The sequence below is a fragment of the Nocardia sp. NPDC058658 genome (genome assembly GCF_042716665.1).
Classification (GTDB): domain Bacteria; phylum Actinomycetota; class Actinomycetes; order Mycobacteriales; family Mycobacteriaceae; genus Nocardia.
Genome location: NZ_JBHXRR010000003.1, coordinates 172,152 through 186,131 on the forward strand (window position 1 = coordinate 172,152; position 13,980 = coordinate 186,131).

Below are 13,980 nucleotides of genomic sequence, written 5' to 3' on the forward strand. Positions count from 1 at the left end.
CATGGTCACGTCGCAGCGCAGCGAACCAGCAGGGACCGTCGTGTGGACCGAGCGATTCCTCGGCTACACCTGGAGTCCGGAGCATCCGATGAAGCCGGCCCGCCTGCAATACACCATGTCGCTGGCCGAAAGCCTAGGTGTTCTCGAAGGTGTCGAGCCGCTGGCACCCGGTGCGGCCACCCAGGCCGACCTCATGCGGGTCCACAGCAGCTCCTACATCGAGGCGGTACGTCGGGCCGGACAGGGCCCGCCGACACCCGAGGACGCCGCGTACGGGCTCGGCACCGCCGACAATCCGGTGTTCCCGCACATGCACGAAGCGGCGTCGGTGATCGTGGGCGGAACCCTCGCCGCCGCCCGCGAGATCGCGGCGGGGCGGACCAGGCGCGCGGTGAGCATCGGTGGTGGAATGCACCACGCCATGCCGGATTCGGCGGCGGGGTTCTGCGTCTACAACGACGCCGCGATCGCAATCTCGTGGCTGCTCGACCACGGTTTCGACCGCATCGCCTACCTCGACGTCGACGTGCACCACGGCGACGGTGTGCAACGCGCGTTCTACGCCGACCCCCGGGTACTCACGGTGTCGCTGCATCAGCATCCGGCGACACTGTGGCCCAATACCGGCTGGCCGGAGGAGACCGGGGTCGGCGCGGCCGAGGGCACCTCGATCAACCTGCCACTGCTACCGGGAACGCGGGATGCGCAGTGGCTGAGAGGCTTTCACGCGGTGGTGCCCGGGGCGGTGGCCGCGTTCCGGCCGCAGATCATCATCAGCCAGTGCGGTGTCGACACTCATCGCGAGGATCCACTGGCCGATCTCGAACTCACCGTCGACGGCCAGCGGGCGGCCTTCCTCGCGATGCGCGACCTGGCCGACGAATACGCCGAAGGGCGGTGGCTGGCCATCGGCGGCGGCGGATACGGCGTGGTCCGGGTGGTGCCGCGCGCCTGGACACACCTGCTGGCCGCGGCGCTGGACCGGCCGCTCGCTCCCGACACGCCTGTGCCCACCGACTGGATCGACCAGGTCCGCGCGTCCGCGCCGCGTGTGCAACCACCGACGAGCATGGGCGACGGCGGCGACACCGCCTACCGCGCCTGGGACGGTCCCGGCGGCACTCCGGAGATCGGCGACGCGGGCCAGATCCGCGCACAGCGTGCGATCGACACCGCCATCACGGCCACCCGGCGGGCGAGTTTCGGTCTGCTCGGACTAGACCCGGAGGATCCCCGTGACTGAGCCGCTGGTGCCCGACACCGCCGACACCCCGGCGAATCCGCCTGCGCCGCCCCAGCATTGGTACGGCGACGTGCTCGCCGCCGACGGTGGCGTGGTCCAGCTACGCCCGATCGTGCCCGCCGACGCCGACGCGCTCGCGGCCTTTCACACCGGTCTGTCCGATCGCACCCGCTATCTGCGCTATTTCGGCCCGTACCCGCAGATCTCGCCGAAGGACATGTACCGCACCACCCATGTCGACTACCGCGACCGGGTGGGGCTCGTCGCGGTACTCGGCACGGCCGTCATCGGCGTGGCCCGCTACGAACTGCTCTCCCGGCCGGGCCCCCGCGCGGCCGAGGTGGCGTTCGTGATCGCCGACGAGCACCAGGGGCGTGGGCTCGGCTCGGTGCTGCTCGAGCACCTCGCCGGCGCCGCCGCCGAGAACGAAGTGGTGGCGTTCGTCGCCGAGGTGCTGGCCGAGAACGAAGCCATGATCACGGTCTTTCGCGAAGCGGGCTACCAACTGCAGCGCAGCCGCGACGGGTCCGAGGTACACCTCGAATTCGCCATCGACCCCACCGAAGCGCTACGCACCGTGCGGGATTCGCGCGAGGCGGCCTCGGAGGCGCGCAGCGTCGGCAATCTGCTTGCCCCCCGTTCGATCGCGGTGATCGGTGCCTCGCCGGAACGGACCCGTGTCGGCGGTGCGGTGCTCGCGAATCTGTTGGCGAGCGGTTTCAGCGGGCCCATTTTTCCGGTGAACCTGCACCGGCGTTCGGTGCGCGGCGTGCGGGCCTACGCCACGGTGCGCGAGATCCCCGACGAGGTGGACCTGGCGGTGGTGGCGGTGCCGCCCGCCGCGATCGGAGCGGTCCTCGACGACTGCATGGCCAAAGGGGTCAAGGGCCTGGTGGTGTTGACCGCGGGCTTCGGCGAGACCGGGGCACAGGGGTTGGCCGCCGAACACGACCTGGTCGCCGCGGCACGCGGGCACGGGATGCGGGTGGTCGGTCCCAGCGCGCTCGGTATCGCCAACACCGACCCCGCTGTCGGCCTCAACGCGACCCTGGCCCCGGTGCTGCCCCAACGCGGCCGAATCGGCTTCTTCTGCCAATCCGGCCCCCTCGGCGCGGCGATCCTCGGCGAGGCCGCGGCCCGCAACCTCGGACTGTCGACGTTCGTCTCGGCGGGTAACCGGGCCGACGTCTCGGGCAACGACCTGCTCCAGTACTGGGACACCGCCGCCGACACCGAGGTGATCCTGCTGTACCTGGAGAGCTTCGGTAACCCGCGCAAGTTCTCCCGGCTCGCACGCCGGGTGGCCCGCGCCAAACCGATCGTCGCGGTGAGCAGCGGCCGCCTCGCGGCAGGCGCCGACATGGATCGCACCGTCGTCCGTGACCTCTTCGGCCAGGCCGGCATCATCCAGGTCGACTCCATCTCCGAACTGTTCGACTGCGCCGCCCTCCTGGCCTGCCAGCCGCTCCCGATGGGCCCCCGCGTCGCCGTGGTCGGCAACAGCGCCGCCCTGAACTGGCTGGCCATCGACGCCGCCCGTAGCGAAGGCCTACAGGTCCACCGCCCCGCCACCGCCGTCGACCGAGGTCCCGGCGCCCGCCCCACCGAACACGGCGTGCAGCGTGCCGGGCGAACGGCATGGAGCTTGCGTTCCCGGCGGAAGAGCCGGGGCGCCGGGACGACGGACCGGCTGGGGGGCAGCACTGATCCCGCCGGCGTCGGCGGGGGGAGCGCAGGGGAGGGCGACCGAACCAGTGACAGCGCAGCGCCGACCGGCCTGACAATGGGTCGTGGTGGGCGGACAGACCTGACCACGGGCAGTGCTGGGCCGACTGACCGGACTCGAGACAGCGCCGAGCCGACCACGCAGACCGTGGATGGGCCGGTGGATCTCGGGCCGGAGGCGACACCGGCCGATTTCCGGGAAGCGGTGCTCGCCGCGCTGCACAGTGACGAGGTCGATGCGGTGATCGTGGTGGTCGCACCGCCGGTTCCGGTGCCCATGGAAGGCTTCGGAGATGCCTTGCGGGCGGCTGCGGCGGCGGCGCCGGACAAACCGGTGCTCACCACGTTCGTGGCGGAGTCGGGTATTCCGCGACAGTTGGCGGTGCGGACCACCGGGGGTGCGCCTGCGCGGGGGTCCATCCCGTCCTATCCGGATCCCGAGCGGGCCGCGCGGGCGCTGGCCAGGGTCGGCCGGTACGCGCGGTGGCGGGATCGGCCGATCTCGCCGGTGGTTCGACCGCCGGGGATCGACACCGCGGCCGCCGCGGCGCTGGTGGAGGGGTGGCTGGCGGAGTCGGGTGGGCGCTGGCTCACCGACGAGGAGGCGGCGCGGTTGCTCGAGTGCTACGGCATCGACGTGGTCGAGTTCCGGGCGGTGCGCGATGCCGAGCAGGCAGTCGCCGCGGCCGAAGAGCTCGGTTATCCGGTCGCGGCCAAGGCAACGGGGGAGCTGTGGCGGCGCAGGCCGGATCTGATCGGGGTCCGCTTGGACCTATGGGGACCGGACGCGGTCCGCCAGGCCTACACCGACCTGGTGGAGATCTGCGGCGACCCGCTGCTGCACGTGCAGAAGATGGCGACCAAGGGCGTCGGCTGCGTCCTGAGCGTCACCGACGACCCCTCGTTCGGATCGGTCATCCGATTCGGCCTGTCCGGCATGATCATCGACCTGCTCGGCGACCGCGCCTATCGCGCACTCCCACTGACCGAGGAGGAAGCGACCGCGCTCATCGACGCACCGCGGGCGGCACCACTGCTGTCGGAAGGGCCGGGCCGCACCGGCGTCGACAAGACCGCGCTGGCCGAACTGGCCCAACGCATTTCGGCCCTGTTCGACGACATTCCCCAGATGCGCGAACTCTCCTGCGATCCGGTCCTCGCCGCCGCGGCGTCGGCGGAGATCATCTACGCCCGCGCGCGCATCGGCCCGGAACCGAGCCGCTTCGACACCGGCCCCCGCAGGCTGGCCTGAGCGGTGGCCGGTCGACCGGCGCAACGAACAACGCCGACCGGCTCGCGACCCGGAGGGGAGGGGTGCGCGGTCGCCGGTCGGCGTTTCGACAGACGACCCCGTGGGGCCGTCGAGATTTTCGATCAGCTGGCGTAGGCGCGCAGACGGTCGGCGCGGTCGCCCTTGCGCAGCTTGGACATGACCTCGCGCTCGATCTGGCGGACCCGCTCGCGGGACAGCCCGAACAGCTTGCCGATCTGGTCCAGGGTGCGCGGCTGGCCGTCGTCGAGGCCGAAGCGCAGGCGGATGACCTGCTGCTCACGCTCGTCGAGGGTGGCGAGGACGCTGCGCACGTCGTGGTGCAGCAGGCCCGCGATGACGGCGCTCTCGGCGGAGGTGGCCTCGGAGTCTTCGATGAAGTCGCCGAGCGGGGCCTCCTCGTCGTTGCCGACGGGCATGTCCAGGCTCACCGGGTCGCGGCTGTGGTCGAGCAGGTCGGCGATCTTCTCCACCGGGATGCCCGACTCGTTGGCGAGTTCGGCGTCGGTGGCCTCGCGGCCCAGCTGCTGGTGCAGTTCACGCTTGATCCTGGCGAGCTTGTTCACCTGTTCGACCAGGTGCACGGGCAGCCGGATGGTGCGGCTTTGATCGGCCATGCCACGGGTGATGGCCTGACGGATCCACCAGGTGGCGTAGGTAGAGAACTTGAAGCCCTTGGCGTAGTCGAACTTCTCCATCGCGCGGATCAGCCCGAGGTTGCCCTCCTGGATCAGGTCCAGCAGCGGCATCCCGCGGCCGGTGTAGCGCTTGGCCAGGGAGACGACCAGGCGCAGGTTGGCCTCGAGCAGGTGCGAGCGAGCGGCGGAGCCCTCGCGGACCAGGATCGCCAGATCGCGCTTGCGGGCCGCGGTCAGCCGCTTGCCGGTCGCGAGCAGGTGCTGGGCATACAGGCCCGCCTCGATGCGCTTGGCCAACTCGACCTCGTCGGCCGCCGTGAGCAGCGCCGTGCGTCCGATACCATTGAGGTACACGCGTACCAAATCGGCTGCGGGGCTCTGGGCGTCGATATCGGCCTCGCTGGGGCGCAAACGAGTGGTGGCGGGGCTTGTCATGACTTGCCTCCTGTCGGTGGTGTCTTACTCCGATCAACGGACCCGACTTAGAGAAAGTTCCCGATCTCGTGCGCGGTAAACCGCTCTGAGCTGCTGGTTCGGACCCCAACGGCTGAGAAGTTCCTGAGAAGGGTGCCGTGGTCGGAACTCGTCCCCACCGCGGGGCGGCTCAGACGGGCCGCACCAATCCGTGCCGGACCAGTCCGGCGACCACACCGAGTGCCTGGGCGGCGAATTCCGGCGTGACCTGCTCGGCTCCGTCGGCGAGGGCGAGAAGTTCGATCAGTTCGTACAACGGCAGCCCGTCGGGCCGCATTCCCGCGACCAGCGCGACCGTGGACTCGTCGACCTCGTGCTGCCACCGCGGACCGTCGCCGCGATGCAGCCGGGCCACCTGCTCGGTCCAGCCGAACTCGCCGGGCAGGTACACCCGTTCCAGCGCGGTCGCCGGGCTCGGCGCGAAACGCGAAGTCCACGCGATGTTCTCGTCGGCGGCCACCGCGCGCAGCCATGCCGACCGCGCGAAGTAACCCGCCACCTCGGTGCCGAGCGGGTCGTCGAAGCCGTGGGTGAGGTCCTCGGCGAGGAGCTCGGTGGGGCCGTCGATCGCCCGCAGATAGACGAACCCGAACCCGACACCTTCCACATCGGCGGCTTCGAAGGCGTCGAGCCACCGGGCCGCCTGTTCCTGGGCGGCCGGGTCGCGGGGGTCGAGGCCCGCGTCGCGCAGCCAGGTGCCGACGTAGAGGCCCGGATCGGCGACATCGCGCTGGACGACCCACGCGTCGACGCCGTGCGCGGGCAACCAGCTCGACACCCGTTGACGCCAGTCCTGTCCGTCGACGTGGACCCAGGCGGCGAGCATGGCCGCCGTCCCGCCGGGCGCCAGCAGCTCGGGCGCCGTGCCGATGACCAGTTCGCTCGCACCGTCGAGGGCGAGCCCTGAGTCGCGGTAGGTGTGCTCGATGCGCGCCGGGCCGACCACGAACGGCGGGTTGGCCACGATCTGGTCGAAGCGCCGCCCGGCCACCGGCTCGAACCAGGACCCCTCGAGCAGTTCGATGTCGAGTTCGTTGAGCGCGGCGGTGGCCTGTGCCAGCCACAGCGCCCGCGCGTTGACGTCGGTGGCGGTGACCCGGCCCGCGTAACCGGCCGCGTGCACGGCCTGCACACCGCACCCGGTGCCCAGATCCAGCACGGTGCCGACCGGTTCGGTCGGTGTCGCCCGCAGCAATGACAGCGATGCGTGCCCGACGCCGAGCACATGATCGGAGGTGAGCGTGCGACGCCGCATCGAGTCGTCGAGATCGGACAGGATCCATCGGGTCCCCGCGCCCGCGTCGAGCGGACGCAGATCCAGTGCGGCCCTGACCTCGTCACCGTCGCGCGCGAGCAGCCCCGCCGCGACGGCGTCGTCGACCCGAACCGGCGCCAGCGCGGCGGCCACGTCACGCTCGGGCAGCGCATCCCCGAGTAGCAACAACCGCACCAGCGTGCCGAGGTCGCCCGCCGCGCGTGCGGCCCTGCGCACCGGCACCGGTTCCGAACGCCCCAGTGCCGCATGCACATCCGGGCCCAACGCTTCGACCAGCGTGTCGGCGTCGTAACCGACCCGGATCAGCGCGGTACGCAGGTCCGGGCACAACGCGGTGAGCAGGGAATCGTTCATCGTCGGGTTCATAGGCACCCGACTACTGTGCCAGGACCGCGAGCGCTGCGATCGACCAGTTGGCGCTGTGTCGCCGCGCGCGGACCTCGCGTCGCGGTGGCCGAGGCGGACGACGATCGCGCGGCTCGGTGCGGCGCGAATGCGGTTCGGTCGGATACCGGCAGCCCTGCCGGACCTGCTGTGCGTGTCGGGGTGGCTGTGACGGCTGCTGCTTGCTCGGCTCGGCTACACGGAATGGCGTCGCGTCGGATGGGCGCATCGACGGTCTTTGCGTCAGGTCGATGGCCAACGGTGGCTCAGCCGGTGTAGGGATCCCTGGAAGTCACGCAGTACAGCGCGTTTCCGGGGTCGCGCAGGACGATCCAGTGTTCGGCGTCGGTGACTCGGGTCGCGCCGAGGGATTCGTGCCAGGCGGCGGTGGCGGTGATGTTCGACGAGGCCAGGTCGGCGTGGGCGCCTGCCGGGCCCGGGTCGTCGAGGCGCTGGAGCAGGAAGTGCACCGGCTGGTCGGGGCCGCGTAGGCGGGAGAACTCGGGGCGGCGGCCGGGCTTGTGCGTCCAGTGGGTGAGTGCCTGCCAGAAGGCGGTGTCGGCGTCGATGTCGGTGGGGGACAGGTCGAGGCAGACCTGGTCGAGGCGGGTCACGGTGCCGTCGGGTGCGGTCGACACCGTGACCGGCGCCGGACCGAGGCCCGCGTCCGCGGCGGCCGGAGTGAGGCAGAACGTCTGTCCGGCAGGCGATTCCAGCACGGTGAAGTCGGGCATCTCGGCGACGACGCGGGCGCCGAGGCCGGTCGCGGTCGCCACCGCCGCGGGAATGTCGTCGACATCGAGGTCCAGGTGGATGCCGCCGTCGTCACCGACTGCTTGCATCTTGATCCAGGCGGGCCCGGTGGCGGGCAGCAGCGTCACGAACTCGTCGTGCTCGCCGCGCGGTGCCGACATGGTGGAATCGGTGACCGTCGCCCAGAACTGCGCGCACGCGCCGAATGTCTCGACGGGCCGGTCGAGGAACGCCCAGGTCCAGCGAATCATGCTGTCTCCCTTCCGATAAGAGGAGCACCCGCCGATCCATCGGCCGAATCCGGTTGGCCTGTAGGGCAGCGCAAGTGGTCCTGTCCGAACGGTAGGCCGCCCGGGCTCCGCTGTCGACGGTCTTGTCGACAGCGGCGAACGGGTGCCGCGTGCGAAGGCGGGTCACCGCAGCGTGCGCGCTGACCTCGAGCACGCTCAGTGACCGGGCGACATGACTGCTCGGTGGCAGGATATTGGCGAAACATGTCACACCGGCCACTCGCTCGCGCGGGCGTGATCCGGCACGCTGGGCGAGTGACCGATTTACGTGCGCCCCTGCCGCCCACCGGCGACGAACCTGGCGACCTCACACCCGCACCGTCATCGGTCACCGACACGCGCCGCCGACTCCACCCCGCCTGGATCGTGGCGGGCGTCGGTTTCGTGGCCCTGCTCGGCGCTGCCGCCTTCCGCTCGGTCCCGAGCGTGCTCATCGAGCCGCTGCACACCGAATTCGGGTGGTCACACGCGACGATCTCCACCGCCGTATCCCTGAATATGCTGCTCTACGGACTCATTTCGCCGTTCGCCGCCGCGCTGATGGACCGTTTCGGCATCCGCAAGGTGGTGTGTTCGGCGCTGGTGCTGATCGCCGCCGGCGCCGGGCTGACGGTGTTCATGACCCAGGCCTGGCAGCTCGTGGCGACCTGGGGACTCCTCGTAGGTATCGGCGTCGGATCGATGTCCATGCCGTTCGTCGCCACCATCACCGGACGGTGGTTCGTCCGCAGCCGTGGCCTGGTCACCGGCGTGCTCACCGCCGCGGGCGCCACCGGTCAGCTGATATTCCTGCCGGTGGTGTCGATGCTGGCCCACGCACACGGGTGGCGATTGCCGTCCCTGATCGTGGCGGCGGTCGCGCTGGCGGTGGTGCCGCTGGTGTGGCTGTTCGTGCGCGACTACCCCAGCGATGTCGGTGTGCGCGCGTACGGCGCCCCCGCGGATTCGGATGCGGGCGAGCGTGTTCCGGCCACGGGCGGGGCCAACCGGGCACTGAAGGTGCTGGCCTCGGCCGCGCGCCGACCCGGATTCTGGCTGCTGGCAGGCGGTTTCGCGATCTGCGGTGCCTCGACGAACGGCCTCGTCGGCACCCATTTCGTCACTGCGGCACACGATCACGGCATGCCACCGACCACCGCGGCCGGGCTGTTGGCGCTGGTCGGCGTCTTCGACGTGGCGGGCACCATCGCCTCGGGCTGGCTGTCGGACCGGGTGGACCCGCGATATCTACTGCTCGGCTACTACTCGCTGCGCGGCCTGTCGTTGCTGATTCTGCCGTCGCTGCTCGGCCCGCACACCCAGCCCAGCATGTGGGTGTTCATCGTGTTCTACGGCCTGGACTGGATCGCGACCGTCCCGCCGACGGTGATGCTGTGCCGCGAACTCTTCGGCGCCGACGGCCCCATCGCCTTCGGCTGGGTCTTCGCCGCCCACCAGGTGGGCAGTGCCATCGCCGCCACCGGTGCGGGCTTCATCCGCGATCTACAGGGTTCCTACGACCTCGCCTGGTACGTGGCAGGAGCCCTCTGCGGGATAGCGGCGATCATGTCGATCCTGATCCGCAGACCCAAAATCGTCGTATAGCCGAACACCCGCGGCGCCAGCCGCTTATTCCACAGCCTTGCGGTGTCCCGATTCCAGTGCGATCTGATTGTCGCGGCCGTCCCAACGACTCGGCTCGTCCTTGGTGCGCGGCGGGCGGTCGTTGGCGATCAACACCGCGATCCACGGCAGCGGCACCGAGGCGGCGATGATCAGGATCGACAGCAGCGGGTTCTCGAACGCGCTGTAGGCGACCGCGGCCAGGATCAGGCAGGGAATACGAAAGGCCATGATGAACGTGTAGCGGCGCACCCTGGCGCGATGCTGGTCGTCCAGGGAGGGCGCGGCCTCGGTGATCAGCACGGCGTGTTCGGCGGAGGCATCACGGAAGAACCCACGCGAGGGCTTCGGCTCGGCGGGCATCGTGACTTCCGGGTCAGGCTTCGATTCGTCGGCGCCTGGGACATCGCCGTGAGACTGCATACCCCCGAGTCTCCCACTCGACGTCAGCGAGCGCACACGCGGCTGGTCAGCGAGCCGGCCCACGCATGCGGCATCATGGAAGGCGTGAGTACAGACACTCTGGTACGCCCGGAAACCACGACCGACGAAACGACCAGCGACGACACCCCCAAATTCTTCCACTACGTGAAGAAGGACCGGATCGCCGAAAGTGCCGTGATGGGCACGATGGTCGTCGCCCTGTGCGGCGAGGTCTTCCCGGTGACGCGTTCGGCCAAGCCCGGCTCGCCCGTGTGCCCGGACTGCAAGAAGGTCTACGAGGGCTTGCGCAAGGGCGGCGACGACTGAGCTGACGGCTCGGCTGGTGACGCCGGTGCCTCCACCGAGGCACCGGCGGTTTCGTCGTGCTCGTCGTCGTCATCACCACGCACCTGGCTGGTGATCCATTCCTTCACCTGCTCGATCCGGGTGGCCCGCGCGGGCCAGAACTCCTGCACCGCGGCGTTGAACTCCGCGCCAAGGATCACCGAGAAGCCGAGAAAATAGGTGAACAGCAGGAACGCGATCGGGGTGGCCAGCGCGCCGTAGCTGACGCCGGTGGCGCTGATCGACGACAGATACCGGCGCAGCAGCTCGCTCGCCGCCATGAAGAACACCCCGGCCACCAGCGCACCGCCGAAGAGCCGATGCCACGGCAGCGACTTGTGCAGGGCCAACTTGTAGAGCGTGGTCAGCCCGACGATCAACAGCAGCCCGACGATCGGGTAGTAGAACGTGTCGATCAGCCGCAATCCCGGCTCCCGCCACGACTCGGGCAGCACCCGCCCGATCCGCACGGGCCCCAGCGCGATCACCGGCAGAATCAACACTGCTGCCACCAGGAACTGGACGTACAGGACCAGCGCGAAGATCCGCTGCCAGATCGGATGCCGGGCATCCTGCTGCTCGTGCGCCTCGACGATGGCGTCGACGAAGGTCGACATGGCCGAGGACCCGGCCCACAGCGACAGCACGAAACCCACCGACACCACCGCACCGCGGCCTTTGCCGAGCACATCGTCGACGGTCGGTTCGATCAGATCCGAGACCACCGACGGGCTGAAGAACTCGCGACTGAAGGCGATGATCTTCGCCTCCACGACCTGCAGGGTGTCGGGCCCGAACAGGCCGCCCACATAGCCGAGACTGCCCAGAATGCCGAGCAACAACGGCGCCAGCGACAACGTCTGCCAGAACGCGGCGGCGGCGGACTTGGTGAAAATCGAGTCGTCCCAGCACTTGACGCAGACCCGCACGAAAAGTCGCCACGCGGTCGCCAGCCATCGAATCCACCGCGCGCGATCGCTGCGGCGTTGCCCGACGGCGTGCGCTCCCGCCACGGGGCGTGCGGGCGTGTCGCCGGGCGGGTGCGGCGGCGTGTGCACCGCGTCGGCGGCCGGTACCTGGTCGTTGTTCATCTCGCTGTCAAGCATCTCCCACGTCGGCGGTCTGTGGGGTGCGGGTCGGGCATCGTGTCGGCGGGTAACAGGTAAATGGCCGGTGACCACGGGTGCTGATGTGATGCCTGTCGCCCACCCCGCGTCGGTTTGGCGACACGCCGCATCGGGCGGCTAGGGTCGACTGCGTGACTGGGTCGGGTGGTGCCGCTACGGCGAAGCAAGTGGGGACACCGGGCGAAACTGCCGCGGGAGGTGCCCCCTCGGGTTCGTTGCGCGCCTGGCAGCGGCGCGCACTCACGAAGTACCTGGCCACCAAGCCGCGCGACTTCCTCGCGGTCGCGACACCCGGCGCCGGTAAGACCACCTTCGCGCTGCGGGTAGCCGCGGAGTTGCTGGCCGATCGTACGGTGGATCAGATCACCGTCGTCGCCCCCACTGAACACCTCAAGCACCAGTGGGCCGCCGCGGCCGCGCGCACCGGCATCCAGCTCGACTCGCGATTCTCCAACTCCACCGGCGGCACCTCCGGTGACTATCACGGCGTCGTGGTGACCTACGCGCAGGTCGCCGCCCACCCCACCCGGCACCGGGTGCGCACCGAGAACCGGCGCACGCTGGTGATCCTCGACGAGATCCACCACGCGGGCGACGCCAAGACCTGGGGCGAGGCGACCGAGGAGGCGTTCGGCGACGCGACGCGGCGTCTGGCGCTCACCGGAACCCCGTTCCGCAGCGACGATTCGAAGATTCCGTTCGTCACCTACGAGCCCGATGAGGGCGGTTTCCCGCGTTCGCGCGCCGACCACTCCTACGGCTATGCCGACGCGCTCGCCGACGGCGTCGTGCGTCCGGTGGTGTTCCTGGCCTATTCCGGCGACGCGCACTGGCGTGACAGCGCGGGCGAGGAACACACCGCCCGCCTCGGCGAACCACTCAGCGCCGAGCACACCGCGCGTGCATGGCGCACCGCCCTCGATCCGGCCGGTGACTGGATCTCGGCGGTATTGCGCGCGGCCGACATGCGCCTGCGTCAGCTGCGCGCCTCCGGGATGCCCGACGCGGGCGGTCTGGTGATCGCCACCGATCAGGAACGCGCCCGCGACTACGCCGAACTGCTCGAACACATCTGCGGTGAGCGGCCAACGGTGGTGCTGTCGGACGACCCGCAGTCCTCGCAGCGCATCGGCGAGTTCGGCAAGGGCACCCAGCCGTGGATGGTCGCGGTGCGCATGGTGTCCGAGGGTGTCGACGTGCCGCGCCTGGCCGTCGGCGTGTACGCCACGAGTGCCTCGACGCCGCTGTACTTCGCCCAGGCCATCGGCCGTTTCGTGCGTGCGCGCAAGCCCGGCGAGACGGCGAGTGTGTTCCTGCCGTCGGTGCCGGTGCTGCTCGACCTGGCCGCCCAGCTCGAGCTGCAGCGCGACCACGTCATCGGCAAGCCGCATCGCGTGAAGGAGGGCCTCGACGACGAGCTGCTGATCGACGCGAACAAGGCCAAGGACGAGCCGGGCGAAGACGAGAAGTCCTTCGTCGCACTCGCCGCCGACGCCGAACTCGACCAGGTGATCTACGACGGATCCTCCTTCGGCACCTCCACCATCGCGGGCAGCGACGAGGAAGCCGACTACCTCGGCATCCCCGGTCTGCTCGACGCCGACCAGATGCGCGCGCTGCTCCGCGACCGCCAGACTCGCCAACTCGCCGACCGCAGCGCTGCCGCCGAGGCCGCCGTGCCACCCCCCGCCGTCGCCGAACGCGTCGCCACCTCCGACAAACTGGGCGAACTGCGCCGCGAACTCAACAGCCTCGTCGCCATGCACCACCACCGCACCGGCAAACCGCACGGCGTGATCCACGGCGAACTCCGTCGCGAATGTGGCGGTCCGCCAACAGCTTTGGCGAGCGTGGACCAACTGGGCGAACGCATCGCGGCGTTACGTCGACTCTGAGAGATCACCGGGGCCGCTCCAGGTTGCGCCGCGATGTCTCATGCCTCGCGTGCGATTCGTCTCGCCGGGTTGGCGGTCGCGAGCCCTCCCGGCCCGAATTGCTGCGCGCATTGTCGAGTGACGCGCGGCCGTCGAGTGACGCGCCGTGCCTAACGACTCGCAGCGTCGAGCGGCAGCATGGCGCTGTCGACGGCTGGCTCAGTTCGTCGGCGCTGACGCCGTCCCTGGCCTGGATCGACAGTCCGTACAGCACAGTGCTGTAGAGCATGGCCAGCGATGCCGTGTCGGTATCGGGGGCGAGGTCGCCGTCGGTGACGCCGCGGTCGAGCCGGGCGCGGATGTCGGCTGTGGTGTGGCGGCGGGCTTCGATGAGGAATTCGCGGATCGGCGCGGTGCGGGAGGCGTAGGTCGCGCCCGCGAGGACCACCATGCAGCCGTTCGGCAGGCCGGGCTCGGTGTAGGTGGCGATGTTGTCGCGCAGCATCGCCTCGATCGCGGCGTAGGCGGTGGGTTGCTCGCGCAGTGCCCTTGCGGT

Annotated in this window: 11 protein-coding genes; 5 read left to right on the forward strand and 6 right to left on the reverse strand. The window is 70.1% G+C overall.

From position 1 onward, the window contains the following. Window position 1 precedes the first annotated feature (1 nt). Together ACFWUP_RS08080 and ACFWUP_RS08085 are read left to right on the forward strand one after the other, a co-directional pair. Window positions 2-1,243: an acetoin utilization protein AcuC gene (locus ACFWUP_RS08080; protein ID WP_379231994.1), complete on the forward strand. Its 1,242-nt coding sequence runs from the start codon at window positions 2-4 to the stop codon at window positions 1,241-1,243. Next, window positions 1,236-4,220: a GNAT family N-acetyltransferase gene (locus ACFWUP_RS08085; protein WP_379231996.1), complete on the forward strand. Its 2,985-nt coding sequence runs from the start codon at window positions 1,236-1,238 to the stop codon at window positions 4,218-4,220. Before ACFWUP_RS08080 ends, ACFWUP_RS08085 begins: the two co-directional genes overlap by 8 nt. 122 nt (window positions 4,221-4,342) lie before the next feature. Here the strand turns inward: ACFWUP_RS08085 and ACFWUP_RS08090 are convergent, their stop codons facing one another. From ACFWUP_RS08090 to ACFWUP_RS08100, 3 genes are all read right to left on the reverse strand, one after another. After that, a complete protein-coding gene (locus tag ACFWUP_RS08090; RefSeq protein WP_379231998.1) occupies window positions 4,343-5,311 on the reverse strand; it encodes a sigma-70 family RNA polymerase sigma factor in 969 nt (322 codons plus the stop codon). A 169-nt stretch (window positions 5,312-5,480) separates the two neighbouring features. Further along, complete coding sequence (locus ACFWUP_RS08095) at window positions 5,481-6,980, reverse strand: methyltransferase (RefSeq protein ID WP_379232000.1); 1,500 nt, start codon at window positions 6,978-6,980, stop codon at window positions 5,481-5,483. A gap of 296 nt (window positions 6,981-7,276) precedes the next feature. Continuing rightward, on the reverse strand, window positions 7,277-8,014 hold the full coding sequence (locus ACFWUP_RS08100; protein WP_379232001.1) for a VOC family protein: 738 nt from the start codon (window positions 8,012-8,014) through the stop codon (window positions 7,277-7,279). Between the two features lie 294 nt (window positions 8,015-8,308). Here ACFWUP_RS08100 and ACFWUP_RS08105 point away from each other — a divergent pair, with 294 nt between their 5' ends. Next, the gene (locus ACFWUP_RS08105) at window positions 8,309-9,637 is read left to right on the forward strand and encodes an MFS transporter (protein WP_379232003.1); all 1,329 of its coding nucleotides are present in this window, start codon (window positions 8,309-8,311) and stop codon (window positions 9,635-9,637) included. A gap of 24 nt (window positions 9,638-9,661) precedes the next feature. Here ACFWUP_RS08105 and ACFWUP_RS08110 read toward each other — a convergent pair whose 3' ends face one another. Then, window positions 9,662-10,018 carry a DUF3099 domain-containing protein gene (locus ACFWUP_RS08110; protein WP_379232324.1) on the reverse strand — a complete coding sequence of 119 codons (357 nt, stop codon included), beginning with the start codon at window positions 10,016-10,018 and terminating at the stop codon, window positions 9,662-9,664. A 144-nt stretch (window positions 10,019-10,162) separates the two neighbouring features. On the opposite strand from ACFWUP_RS08110, the gene ACFWUP_RS08115 reads away from it, so the two are divergent. Continuing rightward, window positions 10,163-10,405: a DUF3039 domain-containing protein gene (locus ACFWUP_RS08115; protein ID WP_379232005.1), complete on the forward strand. Its 243-nt coding sequence runs from the start codon at window positions 10,163-10,165 to the stop codon at window positions 10,403-10,405. Here ACFWUP_RS08115 and ACFWUP_RS08120 read toward each other — a convergent pair. Further along, the gene (locus ACFWUP_RS08120) at window positions 10,372-11,529 is read right to left on the reverse strand and encodes a YihY/virulence factor BrkB family protein (protein WP_379232007.1); all 1,158 of its coding nucleotides are present in this window, start codon (window positions 11,527-11,529) and stop codon (window positions 10,372-10,374) included. The two genes, ACFWUP_RS08115 and ACFWUP_RS08120, sit on opposite strands and share 34 nt — an antisense overlap. Window positions 11,530-11,717: 188 nt before the next feature. Here ACFWUP_RS08120 and ACFWUP_RS08125 point away from each other — a divergent pair, with 188 nt between their 5' ends. Continuing rightward, window positions 11,718-13,445 (forward strand): DEAD/DEAH box helicase, encoded by a 1,728-nt coding sequence (locus ACFWUP_RS08125; RefSeq protein ID WP_379232326.1) that lies wholly within the window; start codon window positions 11,718-11,720, stop codon window positions 13,443-13,445. A 4-nt stretch (window positions 13,446-13,449) separates the two neighbouring features. Here ACFWUP_RS08125 and ACFWUP_RS08130 read toward each other — a convergent pair whose 3' ends face one another. Continuing rightward, entirely contained in the window at window positions 13,450-13,929 is a 480-nt protein-coding gene (locus tag ACFWUP_RS08130; protein WP_379232009.1) for a TetR family transcriptional regulator C-terminal domain-containing protein, read from the reverse strand. Between the last annotated feature and the right edge of the window lie 51 nt (window positions 13,930-13,980).

Bases quoted from the DNA above. Each gene is read 5' to 3' on its own strand.
- ACFWUP_RS08080 (WP_379231994.1), top strand. From the start codon at position 2: ATGGTCACGTCGCAGCGCAGCGAACCAGCAGGGACCGTCGTGTGGACC.
- ACFWUP_RS08090 (WP_379231998.1), bottom strand. From the start codon at position 5,311: ATGACAAGCCCCGCCACCACTCGTTTGCGCCCCAGCGAGGCCGATATC.
- ACFWUP_RS08095 (WP_379232000.1), bottom strand. From the start codon at position 6,980: ATGAACGATTCCCTGCTCACCGCGTTGTGCCCGGACCTGCGTACCGCG.
- ACFWUP_RS08100 (WP_379232001.1), bottom strand. From the start codon at position 8,014: ATGATTCGCTGGACCTGGGCGTTCCTCGACCGGCCCGTCGAGACATTC.
- ACFWUP_RS08110 (WP_379232324.1), bottom strand. From the start codon at position 10,018: ATGCCCGCCGAGCCGAAGCCCTCGCGTGGGTTCTTCCGTGATGCCTCC.
- ACFWUP_RS08120 (WP_379232007.1), bottom strand. From the start codon at position 11,529: ATGCTTGACAGCGAGATGAACAACGACCAGGTACCGGCCGCCGACGCG.
- ACFWUP_RS08130 (WP_379232009.1), bottom strand. From the start codon at position 13,929: ATGCTGCGCGACAACATCGCCACCTACACCGAGCCCGGCCTGCCGAAC.